The sequence below is a fragment of the Staphylococcus sp. IVB6214 genome (assembly GCF_025558585.1).
GTDB lineage: Bacteria > Bacillota > Bacilli > Staphylococcales > Staphylococcaceae > Staphylococcus.
In genome coordinates this window covers 482,282-498,189 of the sequence record NZ_CP094723.1, presented here as the reverse complement: position 1 = coordinate 498,189, position 15,908 = coordinate 482,282, and the positions used below count along the sequence as shown (strand labels likewise).

Here is a 15,908-nt window from a genome sequence, read left to right as displayed (position 1 = left end):
ATGATTGACATCCTCTCTTTCTAATATCTGTCACCATGCTCTTTCGATTTTAATTGATCTGGGTCGAACTCGATGGCGCTAATTTCTTGCAGGGCAATTTCATAAATCATCTCTGCAAGTATCTCTGTACGATGACGGACATAATGGTTTTCTGATATTAATGCCAGGTCTTTCCCGGTTACTAATTGCACACCACGTTCTTTTAAAGCCGCTTCATCATACAATACAGGCTGGGATCCTTTTTCTTTATACTTCTCTAATACTTTATTATCAAATGTTAATTCATTAGCGATCACAAAATCCAATACATTTCGATTCAATTGTTGATGAATCGCATCAATATGATCAACAACAGAATAATAATCGGTTTCACCAGGTTGTGTCATAATATTAGAAACATAAAGCTTTTTGGCTTCACTTTCTACAAGTGCGTGACTAATACCTTTTACACAAAGCGTTGAAATAACACTTGTGTACAGTGAACCTGGACCTAATACAATTAGGTCCGCATCCAACAAAGCTTCAATCGCTTCATCCATCGGTTGCGCATCTTCCGGTTCTAAATAAACACGCTTAATTTTCTTATGTTTTTTAGGAATATTTGACTCACCTGCAACAATCTCACCGTCTTCCATTTCTGCACACAGTTGTACGCTGGAAACAGTAGAAGGGATGACACGGCCTTTAATATTTAAAATTTTACTCAATTCTTTAACAGCATGTCCAAAATCTTGTGTAATATTTGTCATTGCTGCTATTAATAAGTTGCCGAGTGAATGGCCACTAATTTTATCTTCTTCAAAACGATACTTAAATAATTGTTCCAATGTTGGTTCTGCATCACTCAAAGCTGCTAACACGTTTCTAATATCCCCGGGTGCCGGAATGTCCATCTCATGTCGAATTTTGCCCGTACTACCGCCATCATCTGCGACTGTTACAATGGCTGTAATATCTATCGGAAACGATCTTAACCCTCTCGCTAATACGGATAGGCCTGTTCCACCACCTATAAGTACTAATTTGAGCTGTTTCATTATTTATCTCCACTTTCGATATGTGCATCTCGATGGTACACATAAATATTATAGTCAAATATACGCTGAAGTTCGTCTGCCAGACGTTGTGCTAAAGCAACAGATCGATGTTGACCACCTGTACATCCGATAGCGATCACCAATTGTGATTTTCCTTCTTTTTGATATCCTGGAATAGTAAAACGCAATAAATCTAACAATTTGTTGTAAAATGTCTCTGTTTCTTCCCATTTCATCACATAGTCATACACAGGTGCATCCATACCTGTTAAAGGTCGTAGTGCTTCAATGTAATAGGGGTTCGGTAAAAAGCGCACATCAAAGACGATGTCAGCATCAATTTGAATACCATGTTTGAACCCAAAACTTGTCACATTAATTGTGAACGAAGGACCTTCATTTTGATTAAAATATTCCCCAATGCGTTTCTTTAGTTGCTTCGGTGTGAGCTTAGTTGTATCCACAATAAAGTTGGCAATGCTTCTCACTTCGGTCAATAACTGGCGCTCTTCAGTGATTGCTTCCATTAAAGTTAAGCCTGTCTTTTTTTGTAATGGATGTTGACGACGTGACTCTTTATAGCGTGAGATCAGTTTTTTCGTTTCAGCATCGGCGTATAAAATATTTAATTCTACTTGTCCATCTCGTTTAATTTTATCTATTTCTTCAATGAAATTTTGAAAAAACTCACGACCACGCAAGTCAATTCCAATCGCCACTTTGTGAAGTGACGGGGTTCTTTCAGCCATTAATTCAATAAATTTTGGTAATAAAATCGGCGGTAAATTGTCCACGCAAAAGTACCCCAAGTCTTCGAGGCTTTGAATTGCAACAGACTTCCCTGCGCCTGATAAACCAGTGACAATAATCAATTCTCGCTTTAATAACTCTTTATTTTCAATCTCATGCATATACATAACCACCATTCATTCTAGTCTCTATCAGTGTACATGAAAACCGTCTTAAGTAGTAGCTGTTATATAAAATTTCCTGACATATACATAATGAAAGACTGAACAACTATCCTTTTTTTGTTCAGCCTTTCTGCTATGTGATATATAGTGAAGATATACGGGTGCTTAATCTTCTAATGATTCGATATATGCTTGAACACTTTGTGCTGCAATACTTCCGTCACCTGTTGCTGTGACGATTTGACGCAATCCTTTTTCACGTACGTCTCCTGCAACATAAATACCAGGAACTGCCGTACTCATGTCTTCATTTGCGATGACATAACCTGCTTCGTTCGTAATACCTAAGTCTTCAAATGGCTTAGTGTTAGGTTGTGTACCGATGTAGATGAATAGACCATCTGCTTCCACCGTTTGCTCTGAACCGTCTACTGTTGAAGCCAATGTTAATGAACCAACCTTACCGTCTTTCGCATTGACTGATTTCAATGTATGATTCCAGATAAAGTCGATTTTTTCATTTTTGAATGCACGATCTTGTAAGATTTTTTGTGCACGCAATTGATCACGTCGGTGAACAATAGTCACTTTGTCTGCGAATTTTGTTAAAAATGTTCCTTCTTCTACCGCAGAGTCTCCGCCACCGATAACGTATACGTTTTTATTTTTGAAGAATGCGCCATCACATACTGCACAGTAGCTGACACCACGACCCCCTAGTTCTTGTTCGCCAGGGACGCCCATTTTTTTATGTTCTGCACCTGTTGCAATAATGACAGCTGTTGCTTCAACTTGGCTTGAACCTAAGTCAATAATTTTGTAATCACCTTTATCTTCAATGCCTTTGATGTCACCATATTTGTATTCTGCACCGAACTTTTTCGCGTGATCGAACATTTTATTTGAAAGATCTGGTCCGGAAATCATCTCGAATCCCGGAAAGTTTTCAACTTCTTCTGTGTTTGCCATTTGTCCACCTGGCATTCCACGTTCAATCATCACTGTATTTAAGTTAGCACGTGATGCGTATACAGCAGCAGTCATACCTGCTGGCCCCGCACCAATAATCGCGACATCGTAGCGTACTTGTTCTGTCATGGATAGTTCCTCCTCTTGTATTCCATATCGTTCTTTTTATCATTGTTATTTTACGATATTTGTCAATATGGCTAAACTTATATGCTCATTAGTTCATCCAACGCTTCTCTGAATATCGATTCAGAGACATTAAACAACTGACAAATTTGTTCGTAGGTTTGTGGTTCATTCGTAGTACTAAAATATAAAAAAGTCACTGCTGCTACATAAGGGATCACCAAGTCACGCGCGTTATCTACCGCTAAAAGATCTTCCGCATAAGCAATCCATCTCAAAAATAGTGCTGACTCCTCTCTCAAGTCTGTTATCTCGTATAATCGCAACATACCACGATGTATGAAGTCCAACTTTGTCAAATGAAGGTTTTGAATCAAATAAGACAAATATAGTTTTTCATAATCACCTAATGATTCCAATAACGTCCACACATCACGAGTCATTAATACTTCTTTTCCGTTTAATTGATTCAATAAAAACAATCCATATATACGGCGATGTTGATCTTCACTCGTTAATAATGGTGCAATATGCTCATCGAAATAGGTCACACGTGCATCAATAACCCATGGTGGTAAGCCGGGATATGCACGATTAAATGCTGAAAGTTTATTCCAAAAATATTCACTTTGTTCTTTATTTCCCAGGTAATAATAGTTTACAGAAAGTGCGTTAAATAATTGGAAAGTTTGTGACTTACCCTTTCTATGGAGTGGTACAAGTAACTGTTGGGAAGCTTCATATTGTTTGAGGTAACTTAAAACAATCCCTAGCTTAAAAGTCTCATCATCATTCATCGGCATAATTTTGTTCAAACGCTTCAAATAATGCTCAAACAAATATTGTTCATTCATGTTGTGTAACAGTAACGTATAGTGGCACAACGCATAGACATCTGACGAATCTTCTTTTAATAGACGCTCATACATTTCTTTCGCTGCTTGATTCTCATTCAAATATAAGTAGCACATTGCAAGCAAGTTACGGACAATTCGATTTTCTTGAATTTCGTCATCTTGTCTTAAAATAAATGCACGTGCTTCAAGTAAGCGACCTTCTCCAAACAAATATTGAAAAACGACTTGGACTGTGAACAGCTGACTCTCTTCTCGCAAAGTATCTTCTTCATGATAAGATACATCAAACATACTTTCTAACTCTTCACGATAATCAGCATCCCCCGAAGAAAAAGCATAATTCAAACCGAATAAATATGACTTATTAGGGTCGTTCGCTGCCATATTTAATTGACTGAGCGCATAATACGCATCTTCTAAGTTTCGCCCTTCACTAATTTCATCATAATATAATGCTTCTGCCTTACGTACATTGCGAAGCTTTTCATAACATGTCGCAAGTGACTGCCTTGCTTCAAAATGATCCGGTGACAATTCCAACACTTTTTCTAAGTAGTAGCGTGCTTTGTCATAAGCTTGTTGACGTAACTTCTGCATTGCGATCTTGTAATACAGTGTTACATCTTGATTAAACGGAATAATTTTCTGTTCATGTGTCATCCTTGTCACCTCTCTCTATTTGTTCGGATATATTTGTATAGGTGCACCATATGCAGTAGTATTGTCAGGAATGTCCTTAGATACAACACTTCCTGCTCCGATGCGCACGTTGTTGCCAATTGTGACTCCTGGTAATATGGTGACATTCGCCCCGATAAGCGTATTATCACCTATATTCACATCCCCCACACGTAGTGCACCTTGAATGAATTCATGTGTTAATATTGTCGCATTATACCCAATTATTACGTGATTGCCAATCGTAATACGTTCTGGATACAACAAGTCTGGCAGTGCTTTGAACGCAAAAGCAGACTGCGTACCTATCGTCATGTGTAAAAGACGGCGATAAATTGTGCATTTCCAACTAACAAATGGTATGTAACGCGATACTTCAATAATCAAAGTATTTTTAAACATTTTCGTAAAGCGAATATATCGATATAAGTACCATAATGGATTGCGGTGCTCTGAGTGAATTGTCGTTAACTTCCGTGCCATCTTATCGACGCCCCTTATAAGATGCACGTCCTGGCCAAGTTAATACAGAAGCTTGACGATAATATATAACCTTCTTTGACAAGCGTTGAATGATAATCAATATAATACCAACGACTATCAATACAATCGACATCATCTGTGCGACACGTAAAGTATCTGCTATCATCAAACTATCCGTTCTTAACCCTTCAATGAAGAAACGCCCTACGGAATACCATATAAGGTATAGCGCAAATGTCTCGCCAATTCGTAAGTGACGACGTAATGCGATAAGTAAAACAAAACCAATCACATTCCATACTGATTCGTATAAGAACGTTGGATGATAATATTGTCCATTAATATACATATTATCAATAATAAAGTTCGGTAGTGACAGATTCTCAAGAAACGTTCTTGTGACTGGGCCACCGTGCGCTTCATGGTTCATGAAGTTGCCCCATCTGCCAATACCTTGCGCCAAAATAATACTCGGCGCAACAATATCAGCCACTTGTAATGGATGCCAATTTTTGCGGTAACAATAATAAATGCCCATACCGAAAGCACCGATTAAGCCACCGTGTATTGCAATACCACCATGCCATATCATCGGTATTTCTGCTGGATACTGACTGTAATAGTCTAGGTTGAACAGCACAAAATACAAACGTGCAGTAATAATTGCTACAATCACACAAGTAATCAATAAGTTGATTAAGTCATCTTCATGAAAGCCTACCTTTTTCGCACTCCGCTGTGCAATAACATACCCTAACAATATCGCTGATGCAATGATAATACCATACCATCTGATCGATAAGCCGCCGAGTTGAATCGCAACAGGATCGATATAACCTATCATGATCTTTCACCTTGCTTCAACTGACTATTTTTCATAATTTCGGCATTCAAGCGTTCATTGAACTCTTCTGCTGTATTAATACCCATCACATTCAGACGATAGTTCATTGCAGCGACTTCAATAATGACTGCGACATTACGCCCTGGACGAATAGGTACCGTCTTTTTCGTAATATCGGTATCGAGAATTCTCAATTTTTCTTCATTCAGACCGACGCGATCATACATCTTGCCTTCACGCCACGTCTCAAGATTAATATTAAGTTGGATACGTTTTTTTAATAAAATTGAACCCGCACCAAACAATGTCATCACATTGATAATACCCAGACCACGGATTTCTAATAGATGACGAATAATATCTGGCGCTTTACCGATCAATTCATCTTTGACAACTTCTTTGATTTCGACATTGTCATCCGCCACTAGACGATGGCCTCGTTTCACAAGCTCAAGAGCTGTCTCACTCTTACCAACCCCCGAGTCACCCGTGATGAGCACACCAACACCATAAACATCGACAAGTACGCCATGAAGGGATGTTGTATTTGCAAGTTCATGTTCCAAATAAGTTGTCAGACGTCCCATCACACGTGTCGTTGCTTCTTCAACATAGAGTAATGGAGTGTCCGTATCTCGTGCCGCTTCAACCAATTCGTCTGGCGCTTCATGTCCACGTGTAATAATAATGGCTGGTGTATCTGGACGACATAGCTTACGCATACGTCCTTGACGTTCTTCATCTCGCAATAAATTATAAAAAGACAATTCAGTCGTACCTAATACTTGGATACGGTTTGAAGAATAGTGGGAGAAATATCCCGCCATCTCTAAACCAGGTCGTGAAATATCCGTGTTATATATCGGTCGGCCTAGCCCATCTTCACCTGCAACGACCTTCATGTCAAAACGTTCGATGACATCTTTTGTAGTTAACATCTCTTCACCTCTTTTTTGTAACTCCACTCTATCATATCAAATTGCATGCAGAACTGGGAACATAATTATATCAGTCATAATAGATTCATATTTTACGAGGTTGTGATAGAAGCGTTTTGGGATTGAGACAACATCATTCCAAACAAAAAGTCATTGGGTATTACGTTAGTAGTGAGACAAAACCAATATATGCTCTCCCAACTTCTTCGTCATCCTAGATCGGCAAGGTTGGCTAGAAGTAAAAAATGGATTTCAACTTCAATTACCTACTCCTATTATCATTATTTCTACAATCTAAAAAAGGAACTGAGCACTATGTCTCAGTTCCTGTCTCACGTAACTTTCCAATGACTGTTATTTTGTGATCAACAAATTATTTCTTCTTCAATTCGTCTGTCAATTGTTGTAATGTCTTCTCAAGTTGTTGAAATGGATTGACTGCTTCACCATTGTTTTCTTTTACTTTCTTCAATTGGTCATCAGCAGTTTGTACACCTTTACGTACAGTTTCTGTTACATTTTGCATTGCTTCTCGTACAAAATCTTCAACATTTAATTCTGTTTCTTTAGCAATTTCTTCATGACGGTCTGCCGTAGCTTCTCTTTCTACTTTCGCTGAGGCTTCGTCTTGTTTCATCGCATCTAATAACAACGTTGCATCTTCAACACTAATTTTGCCATCTGCTAAAAGTTCTAACACTTTGACTTTTGCTGTATCCATTGCCTATTCCTCCATTCGTAATCGATCTCGTTCTAAAATACGTTTTAAATACTTGCCTGTATAAGATTGTTCGTGCTCTGCAATCTCTTCTGGTGTACCAGTCGCAATAATTGTACCGCCACCGTCACCACCTTCAGGGCCTAGATCTATCAAATGGTCTGCCGTTTTAATGACATCTAGGTTATGTTCAATAATAACAACTGTGTCGCCATTTTCCACTAATTTGTTTAATACTTTCAATAATCGTTGAATATCATCGACATGTAAACCGGTTGTCGGCTCATCGAGAATGTAAATAGAACGACCTGTGGAACGTTTATGCAGCTCTGACGCCAGTTTCACACGCTGTGCTTCACCACCAGACAATGTGGTTGCTGGTTGTCCTAGTGTAATATACCCTAAACCAACGTCTACTAATGTTTGTAATTTACGCTTAATTTTAGGGATGTTTTCAAAAAAGTGTGTCGCATCTTCTACCGTCATGGCCAAAACATCCGCAATACTTTTGCCTTTATAAGTTACTTCAAGTGTTTCTCGGTTATATCGCTTACCTTCACACACTTCACACGGCACATAGACATCTGGTAGAAAGTGCATTTCTATTTTGATGATACCGTCCCCTTTACACGCTTCACAACGGCCACCTTTCACATTGAAGCTAAAGCGACCCTTTTGATAACCACGTACTTTGGCTTCATTTGTTGATGCAAACACATCACGAATATCATCAAACACACCTGTGTATGTGGCTGGGTTAGAACGTGGGGTACGTCCAATTGGCGATTGATCGATATCGATAATTTTATCGATTTGTTCCATACCCGTGATCTCATCATGATCACCAGGACGCACTTTCGATTTGTTGATTGCTTTCGCTAATGACTTGTACAACACTTCATTCACGAGTGAACTTTTTCCTGAACCAGAGACGCCCGTCACGACGTTCATCACTGATAATGGGAAGTCTACATCGACATTTTTCAGATTATTGCTGCGTGCACCTTTTACTGAGATTTTGCGTTCCGTGACTTCTCGACGCTGTTCAGGCAATGGAATATACTTCGCACCGCTTAAATATTGACCAGTCAAAGACTTTTTATTCTTCATTACTTGTTTCGGTGTACCGCTTGCGACAACTTCACCACCATGAACGCCTGCACCCGGTCCGATATCAACAAGATAATCCGCTTCGTACATCGTGTCTTCATCGTGTTCGACTACAATGAGAGTATTGCCTAAATCACGCATTTCTTTCAATGTCTCAATCAAGCGGTCGTTATCACGTTGATGCAGCCCGATAGACGGCTCATCTAAGACATACAGCACACCAGATAGACGTGAACCAATCTGCGTTGCTAAACGAATACGTTGTGCTTCTCCCCCTGATAATGTTCCTGACGCACGATCTAACGTTAAATAATCTAATCCGACGTTATTTAAAAATGTTAAACGTGCTGTAATTTCTTTTAAAATTAAGCGTGCGATTTGCGCATCTTGCTCAGAGAGTTCGATATTCTCATAATAATCGAGCGCTTCACGAATAGATTGTGATACGACTTCTCCGATATTCTTACCTGCCACATAGACAGAAAGGGCTTCCTTGCTGAGACGTTGACCATGACATGTTTCACACGGCTGTTCCGCCAAATATTTGCGCATCATTTCACGCGTATATTCTGATGGCGATTCATTGAAACGACGTTCAATGTTCGGTACAACACCTTCAAATGGCATCGTACGCTTGCGCTTTTCGCCAGAGCGAGAATTGAATGTGAACGTGATTTCTTTTTCGCCTGAACCGTAAAGAATAATGTTTTGTTGACGCTCTGTTAGCTTGCCAAATGGTTTGTCCATATTGATTTTGTATACTTCGCAGACACGTTTCAACAAAGTTGGATAAAAATCAGAACTTTTCGGTTCCCACGGTAAAATCGCACCTTCTGCCAATGTTTTCGTACGATCAGGAATGGCAAGGTCAACATCTACTGTTAATTTTTGTCCCAATCCATCACACGTTGGACATGCACCAAAAGGACTGTTGAAACTAAACATTCTCGGCTCTAATTCACCGATTGTGAAGCCACAAATCGGACACGCATGTTTTTCGGAAAATTCAAGTGCTTCGCCTCCAATAACATCCACTACAAGACATCCTTCTGATAGTTCAAGTACTGTCTCGATGGAATCGGCGAGACGTGTTTCAATGCCTGATTTTACTACGAGACGATCAACGACAATTTCAATGGTATGATTTTTGTTTTTGTCGAGTGCTGGAACATCAGTAATATCCATAATTTCACCGTTCAAACGCACACGTACATAACCCTTTTTACTAATATCTGCCAACAATTTTTCATGTGTCCCTTTACGGTGATTCACAACAGGGGCTAACAGCTGAATCTTTGTACGTTCTTCCAATTCCATAATGCGATCAGCCATCTGTTGAACTGTTTGTGATTCTATTTCTACTCCATGCTCTGGACATATCGGTTTTCCAATTCTCGCATACAATAAGCGAATATAATCATAAATTTCTGTTACTGTGGCCACGGTAGAACGTGGGTTTTTACTCGTTGTCTTTTGATCGATTGAAATCGCTGGTGATAAACCCTCTATCGTATCCACATCTGGCTTATCCATCTGCCCTAAAAATTGTCGTGCATAAGCGCTCAAAGACTCAACATAGCGTCTTTGTCCTTCAGCATAAATTGTATCAAATGCTAACGATGATTTGCCTGACCCCGATAGGCCTGTCATCACAATAAATTTATCTTTAGGCAACGCTATATCTACATTTTTTAAATTATGGGCGCGTGCCCCTTTCACTACTATTGATGGTCCTTTCATGTACGTCACCCTTCTGATTTAAGTTCAAATAATAAATCTCTCAATTCTGTTGCTTTCTCGAAATCTAATGCTTTCGCTGCTTCTTTCATTTGTTTTTCGATATTTTGAATAGTCTTTTGACGCTCTTTCTTCGTCATTTTCTTCGGTACTTCTTTACGTTCCGCTTCATTCGTCTCGTCTGTTTCCACAGTCGCACTAATAACATCATGTATCTTTTTATTAATCGTTTTCGGTGTAATACCATGTTTTTCATTATAGGCCATTTGAATTTCTCGACGGCGTTCTGTTTCGTCAATCGCTACACGCATCGAATCAGTGATCTTATCTGCATACATGATGACTTCACCTTTGTCATTACGTGCCGCACGTCCAATTGTTTGAATCAGCGAACGTTCTGAACGTAAGAATCCTTCCTTGTCAGCATCCAATATAACGACTAGCGATACTTCAGGAATATCGATCCCTTCTCTCAACAAGTTAATACCGATTAATACGTCAAAAGTTCCCATGCGCAAGTCACGAATAATTTCGATACGTTCTAACGTCTTAATCTCAGAGTGTAAGTAATTCACCTTCACGCCTGCTTCTTTCAAATAAGTCGTCAAATCTTCACTCATTTTTTTCGTTAATGTTGTAATTAAGACACGTTCATTACGTTCTACTCGTGTTTGAATCTCACTCAACAAGTCATCAATTTGATTTTTTGATGGGCGCACGTCAATTTTAGGATCTAATAGACCCGTAGGACGGATAATCTGTTCGACCATTTCATCTGTGTGTTCCATCTCATATGGTCCAGGAGTTGCAGAAACGTAAACTAACTGATGTGCCTTCTCTTCGAACTCTTCAAACATCAATGGTCGGTTATCCAGTGCACTTGGCAAACGGAAACCATGTTCCACAAGAACGCCTTTTCGTGCTTTGTCTCCGTTATACATCCCACGGATTTGTGGCAACGTTACGTGAGATTCATCAATCATAATCAACCAGTCATCGCCGAAATAATCGAGTAATGTGTATGGTGTTGAACCGAGTGGACGTAACGTAAGATGCACTGAGTAGTTCTCAATCCCAGAACAGAATCCCATTTCACGCATCATTTCAAGGTCGTAATTTGTGCGTTGTTCTAGGCGTTGTGCTTCTAAAAGTTTATTTTCACTGCGCAATTTTTCAAGTTGTTCAGCTAATTCTTTTTCAATTCTTTCAATTGCGACCTTCATTTTCTCTTCACGTGTAACGAAGTGAGATGCCGGAAAGAGTGCAAAATGTTCACGTTCTCTTAGCACTTCCCCTGTCAAATAGTTAATCTCGCTGACACGATCAATCTCATCTCCAAAAAATTCAACTCGAATACACAGTTCATCTCGAGATGCCGGGAAGATTTCCACAACGTCCCCACGTACACGGAATGTCCCACGTTGGAAGTCAATGTCGTTACGTGTATATTGTACGTCCACCAACTTGCGCAACAGTTCACTACGATCCATCTCCATACCTGCACGGATACTCACGACTAAGTCCTTGTACTCTTCTGGATTACCCAAACCGTATATACAACTAACACTTGCGATAATGATGACATCATCACGTTCGAATAACGCACTTGTTGCTGAGTGACGTAACTGGTCAATCTCATCGTTGATTGATGCATCTTTTTCAATAAATGTATCCGTTGATGGTACGTACGCTTCTGGTTGATAGTAATCATAGTAGCTGACAAAATATTCGACTCTATTTTCGGGAAAGAATTCTTTAAACTCACTATATAATTGACCTGCAAGGGTCTTATTATGTGCAATGATCAGCGTTGGTTTCCCTGCGCGTTTGATGACATTACTCATCGTAAAAGTTTTGCCTGTTCCTGTTGCACCTAACAATGTCTGATGACGCTTGCCATCTTTAATCCCTTGGACTAACTCATCAATGGCCCGTGGCTGGTCACCTTGTGGGTCAAACTGAGATACCACTTTAAAATCATGATGCTCCATGCATACTCGTCCTCTCGTCACATAATCGTACTGTTATTTTAACAAATCTCAATATAAAAATACAAACATCTGTTCGTTTTTAACATTTTATTGCTCTATACCCTTTTCGTATTATCTTTTAAACGATGACTTAGACACAAAAATACCGTCTAAAACGTATAAACAGTTCTAAACGGTATCAATCATGAGCACCTATTCATCTCATCTAAAGTCATCATGCTGATGTGTTTGTAGTGAATCTACTATGATATAACCTGCCAATATGGATGCAACATCTATAAAGATAATCCATTCATCATGAAAAAAGCCTTTATATACTGAAGCCCCTATCAAAACAAGCGTCACACACGTACCAATCCATTTGCTGCGTGTGATTGTGCTAAGTATTACAACTAACACACATGGAAAAAAAGCGGCTAACGCATACCATATCACTTCAATCACTGCTTTCTATTATTTAATATGTGCATCGTCGTTTCACGTAACTCTGCACGTGGGATGAATTTTTCAGTGAGCATTTCAGGAATAATATTATCGATAAAGTCTTGGACAGAATGTAAATGATCAAACTGCATAATCGTCTCTAAACTCATCTCATAAATTTCAAAAAAGAGCGGTTCTGGATTACGCTTTTGAATTTCACCAAATGTCTCATACAGCAAATCAATTTTGTCGGCAACAGATAATATTTGGCCTTCTAATGAATCATCTTTGCCTTCTTGCAAGCGTTGACGATATATGTCTTGATAGTTCTCAGGGATTTCCTCTGAGATAAACGTCTCGACCATTTCTTCCTCAACTTGCGAAAAGAGTCGTTTCAACTCGCTACTCGCATATTTGACTGGCGTTTTAATATCACCTGTAAACACTTCTGCAAAGTCATGATTCAATGCTTTTTCATATAGACTTTTCCAATCTACTTCTTTGCCATGATGTTCTTCAACTGTCCCTAAATATTGGGCAATCTTCGTCACTTTAAAAGAGTGCGCAGCAACGTTATGCTCAAAATATTTGAACTTTCCAGGCAAACGAATGAGTTTTTCTAAATCTGATAGTCTTTTGAAATATTGGTGAACACCCATAATTTTGTTCCCTCCTTCATGCGCATCGTTATAGTTTATGATACTATAACACATTTTTTCACCTTCTCGCACATGGAATTTGTAGAATAGCCTATTTCGTTAATAAATATATTGATAGTCACCATCATTTGAAATAAGACGCTGACTAACGATGCCTTCTCCCTGCCAATTCATCTCTGAAATACGTATTGTGGATCCGTGGCACGCTTCAACAATTGCAACATGACCATAAGGACCCTGTTGTGAGACAAGTATCGCATTTACACGTGGATGCCTAGAAACCGTATAGCCTGCTTCCTGTGCATGAATCGCCCAATATTTCGCATCTCCCCAATCATTCGAAATAGGTAGATGTCGTTGTAACCGTTGTTCAAATACATAGGACGTACATTGACCCGGTATGTAGGTGTTTTTGATTGGTTGAGAAGCTGTTGTCATTGTTTGTAGCGAAGATGTGTATTTTGTAGGATTTGGTAAAAGATCAACTAAGTGTGGTAACGACAGATGTGCCATGCCTTTATTCGAAATCGCAATATATTGTACATCATCTTGAAGATTATAGGGGTTGAACTTCTGGAATGCATCGTAAGAAATATGGTGTGTGTGTAAAAAATATGTGAGTGTTTGATGAGGGGGTTTTAATAAAATGTGATCAGCAGGTAACTTGATTGTTTCATGTTTTTTTAATTGTTGGGGAGTTTTTAACATGGGATTCAGCTGTTTAATTCGTTCCAAAGTCGTCGCAAACTTTTGGGCTAATTGATAGATTGTCGTATCGTTAGGTAACGACACTTGTTGCGTCATTTCTGAAGATCGGGATAACAATGTGGCAACCATAAATATATGAGATATGATCATTTTTTCATCTCCTTGAAAAAATATGGATTCAGTATAGCATGTTATCTATACAAAAATAGATCCATTAAGCACTTGTGACACAAATGAAATAACAAGACGATTACTGAGATTCTGGCTGAAATATTATAAACGAATTTGTGAGAGAAGCATTTTAGGGATTAAGCAGAACCAGTGTCGTAAATTCCACTTCTCGAACACTGACATCACGACGTTAGGACACCCTTCCTAGAAAACAATAGACGGTGTCTCAGCTCCGTTTCTCCAATTTATTTCACGGATTCATTGACCCAGTACTTCTCTCTACTACTATTTCATAAACTCAAATAATGCGCTATTAGCAAGTATAAGTAAATAAAAAAAGTAGTGAAGTTACCTACGATCGTAAGTTTCTTCACTACTCATCTTAGTATGTTTGCTTCTTTATGATTACATTGTTTCAGAAGTATCGTTCATTTGACTGCGCAAAAAGGCATCGATAAACATACTGATATCGCCATCCATCACTGCATTAACGTTGCCTGTTTCCACATTTGTACGATGATCTTTCACCATTGAATAAGGGTGGAAAACATATGAGCGAATTTGACTGCCCCAACCAATTTCTTTCTGTTCACCACGGATTGCCGCAAGCTCTTGTGCTTTTTGTTCCAACTCAAGTTGATACAACTTCGCTTTCAACATTTTCATCGCAGCTTCACGGTTTTTAATCTGTGAACGCTCATTTTGGTTATTGACGACAATGCCTGTTGGATGGTGAGTAATACGGATAGCAGATTCTGTCTTGTTAATGTGCTGCCCACCTGCACCAGATGCACGGAATGTATCCACCGTGATATCATCCGGGTTCACTTCAATTTCAATCTTCTCATTGTTGAACTCTGGAATGACATCACATGATGCAAATGAAGTGTGCCTTCTACCTGATGAATCAAATGGAGAAATACGCACAAGTCGATGGACACCTTTTTCTGCTTTCAAGTAACCGTATGCATTATGACCTTTGATGACGAGTGTCACACTTTTGACACCCGCTTCATCTCCCGCTTGATAGTCTACTACTTCAACTTTAAAGCCTTGTTGTTCACAAAAACGTTGGTACATACGCAACAGCATATTCGTCCAGTCTTGTGACTCTGTGCCCCCTGCACCCGGATGCAACTCTAAAATGGCATTGTTCGCATCGTGGTCACCATTTAATAACAGTTGCAACTCAAAACGATCCAGCTTAGGTGCATAATCACTTACCGTTTCTTCAAGATCTATTTTGATGTCTTCATCAAACTCTTCTTGTAATAGTTCATGCGTCGCATCCATCTCTTCAATATCTGATGCAATATCATAATAAGTCGTTACAACTGCTTTCAACGCATTGTTTTGATCAATCACTTCTTGCGCACGTTGTTGATCATCCCAAAACGTTGGTTCCGCCATCATCTCTTCATATTCTTGGATATTGGTCTCTTTGTTTTCTAAGTCAAAGAGACCCCCTAAGTTGTTCTAGCTTTGTTGCATAGTCATCAATATGTCGCTTGATTTCAGATAGTTCCATCCGCTATCGCTCCTTTA

At 39.1% G+C, this 15,908-nt stretch carries 14 protein-coding genes; all 14 read right to left on the bottom strand.

Annotated elements, in window-relative coordinates:
* Positions 1-20: 20 nt before the first annotated feature.
* Positions 21-1,037, bottom strand: a complete 1,017-nt coding sequence (locus MUA51_RS02400; RefSeq protein ID WP_262560294.1) for a gluconeogenesis factor YvcK family protein — start codon at positions 1,035-1,037, stop codon at positions 21-23.
* A complete protein-coding gene (gene rapZ, locus MUA51_RS02395; protein ID WP_262560293.1) occupies positions 1,037-1,948 on the bottom strand; it encodes an RNase adapter RapZ in 912 nt (303 codons plus the stop codon). Before rapZ ends, MUA51_RS02400 begins: the two co-directional genes overlap by 1 nt.
* A gap of 168 nt (positions 1,949-2,116) precedes the next feature.
* Positions 2,117-3,049: a thioredoxin-disulfide reductase gene (gene trxB / locus MUA51_RS02390; protein ID WP_262560292.1), complete on the bottom strand. Its 933-nt coding sequence runs from the start codon at positions 3,047-3,049 to the stop codon at positions 2,117-2,119.
* A gap of 77 nt (positions 3,050-3,126) precedes the next feature.
* The gene (locus MUA51_RS02385) at positions 3,127-4,563 is read right to left on the bottom strand and encodes a tetratricopeptide repeat protein (RefSeq protein WP_262560291.1); all 1,437 of its coding nucleotides are present in this window, start codon (positions 4,561-4,563) and stop codon (positions 3,127-3,129) included.
* Positions 4,564-4,578: 15 nt separating this feature from the next.
* Positions 4,579-5,064: an acyltransferase gene (locus MUA51_RS02380; RefSeq protein WP_262560289.1), complete on the bottom strand. Its 486-nt coding sequence runs from the start codon at positions 5,062-5,064 to the stop codon at positions 4,579-4,581.
* Position 5,065: 1 nt separating this feature from the next.
* The gene (gene lgt, locus MUA51_RS02375) at positions 5,066-5,908 is read right to left on the bottom strand and encodes a prolipoprotein diacylglyceryl transferase (RefSeq protein ID WP_262560288.1); all 843 of its coding nucleotides are present in this window, start codon (positions 5,906-5,908) and stop codon (positions 5,066-5,068) included.
* Entirely contained in the window at positions 5,905-6,846 is a 942-nt protein-coding gene (hprK, locus tag MUA51_RS02370) for an HPr(Ser) kinase/phosphatase (protein WP_262560287.1), read from the bottom strand. The genes lgt and hprK overlap by 4 nt, the downstream gene beginning before the upstream one ends.
* Positions 6,847-7,219: 373 nt before the next feature.
* Positions 7,220-7,567 carry an SHOCT-like domain-containing protein gene (locus tag MUA51_RS02365; protein WP_262560286.1) on the bottom strand — a complete coding sequence of 116 codons (348 nt, stop codon included), beginning with the start codon at positions 7,565-7,567 and terminating at the stop codon, positions 7,220-7,222.
* Positions 7,568-7,570: 3 nt separating this feature from the next.
* Positions 7,571-10,414 carry an excinuclease ABC subunit UvrA gene (gene uvrA, locus MUA51_RS02360; RefSeq protein WP_262560285.1) on the bottom strand — a complete coding sequence of 948 codons (2,844 nt, stop codon included), beginning with the start codon at positions 10,412-10,414 and terminating at the stop codon, positions 7,571-7,573.
* 5 nt (positions 10,415-10,419) lie between these two features.
* Positions 10,420-12,402 carry an excinuclease ABC subunit UvrB gene (uvrB, locus tag MUA51_RS02355; protein WP_262560283.1) on the bottom strand — a complete coding sequence of 661 codons (1,983 nt, stop codon included), beginning with the start codon at positions 12,400-12,402 and terminating at the stop codon, positions 10,420-10,422.
* A 201-nt stretch (positions 12,403-12,603) separates the two neighbouring features.
* Positions 12,604-12,837 carry a CsbA family protein gene (locus MUA51_RS02350; RefSeq protein WP_262560282.1) on the bottom strand — a complete coding sequence of 78 codons (234 nt, stop codon included), beginning with the start codon at positions 12,835-12,837 and terminating at the stop codon, positions 12,604-12,606.
* A gap of 5 nt (positions 12,838-12,842) precedes the next feature.
* Entirely contained in the window at positions 12,843-13,484 is a 642-nt protein-coding gene (locus MUA51_RS02345; RefSeq protein WP_262560281.1) for an HD domain-containing protein, read from the bottom strand.
* 99 nt (positions 13,485-13,583) lie between these two features.
* Positions 13,584-14,342, bottom strand: a complete 759-nt coding sequence (locus MUA51_RS02340) for a CHAP domain-containing protein (protein WP_262560280.1) — start codon at positions 14,340-14,342, stop codon at positions 13,584-13,586.
* Between the two features lie 426 nt (positions 14,343-14,768).
* Positions 14,769-15,891, bottom strand: a protein-coding gene (gene prfB / locus MUA51_RS02335) for a peptide chain release factor 2 (protein ID WP_262560279.1) whose coding sequence is annotated in 2 segments (ribosomal slippage) — positions 14,769-15,818 and positions 15,820-15,891 — 1,122 coding nt in all. Because the reading frame shifts where the segments join, the coding sequence is not laid out codon by codon here.
* Positions 15,892-15,908: the final 17 nt, after the last annotated feature.

Coding starts and splice junctions, on each gene's coding strand:
- MUA51_RS02400 (WP_262560294.1), bottom strand. CDS start 1,037: ATGAAACAGCTCAAATTAGTACTTATAGGTGGTGGAACAGGCCTATCC.
- rapZ (WP_262560293.1), bottom strand. CDS start 1,948: ATGCATGAGATTGAAAATAAAGAGTTATTAAAGCGAGAATTGATTATT.
- trxB (WP_262560292.1), bottom strand. CDS start 3,049: ATGACAGAACAAGTACGCTACGATGTCGCGATTATTGGTGCGGGGCCA.
- MUA51_RS02385 (WP_262560291.1), bottom strand. CDS start 4,563: ATGACACATGAACAGAAAATTATTCCGTTTAATCAAGATGTAACACTG.
- MUA51_RS02380 (WP_262560289.1), bottom strand. CDS start 5,064: ATGGCACGGAAGTTAACGACAATTCACTCAGAGCACCGCAATCCATTA.
- lgt (WP_262560288.1), bottom strand. CDS start 5,908: ATGATAGGTTATATCGATCCTGTTGCGATTCAACTCGGCGGCTTATCG.
- hprK (WP_262560287.1), bottom strand. CDS start 6,846: ATGTTAACTACAAAAGATGTCATCGAACGTTTTGACATGAAGGTCGTT.
- MUA51_RS02365 (WP_262560286.1), bottom strand. CDS start 7,567: ATGGATACAGCAAAAGTCAAAGTGTTAGAACTTTTAGCAGATGGCAAA.
- uvrA (WP_262560285.1), bottom strand. CDS start 10,414: ATGAAAGGACCATCAATAGTAGTGAAAGGGGCACGCGCCCATAATTTA.
- uvrB (WP_262560283.1), bottom strand. CDS start 12,402: ATGGAGCATCATGATTTTAAAGTGGTATCTCAGTTTGACCCACAAGGT.
- MUA51_RS02345 (WP_262560281.1), bottom strand. CDS start 13,484: ATGGGTGTTCACCAATATTTCAAAAGACTATCAGATTTAGAAAAACTC.
- MUA51_RS02340 (WP_262560280.1), bottom strand. CDS start 14,342: ATGATCATATCTCATATATTTATGGTTGCCACATTGTTATCCCGATCT.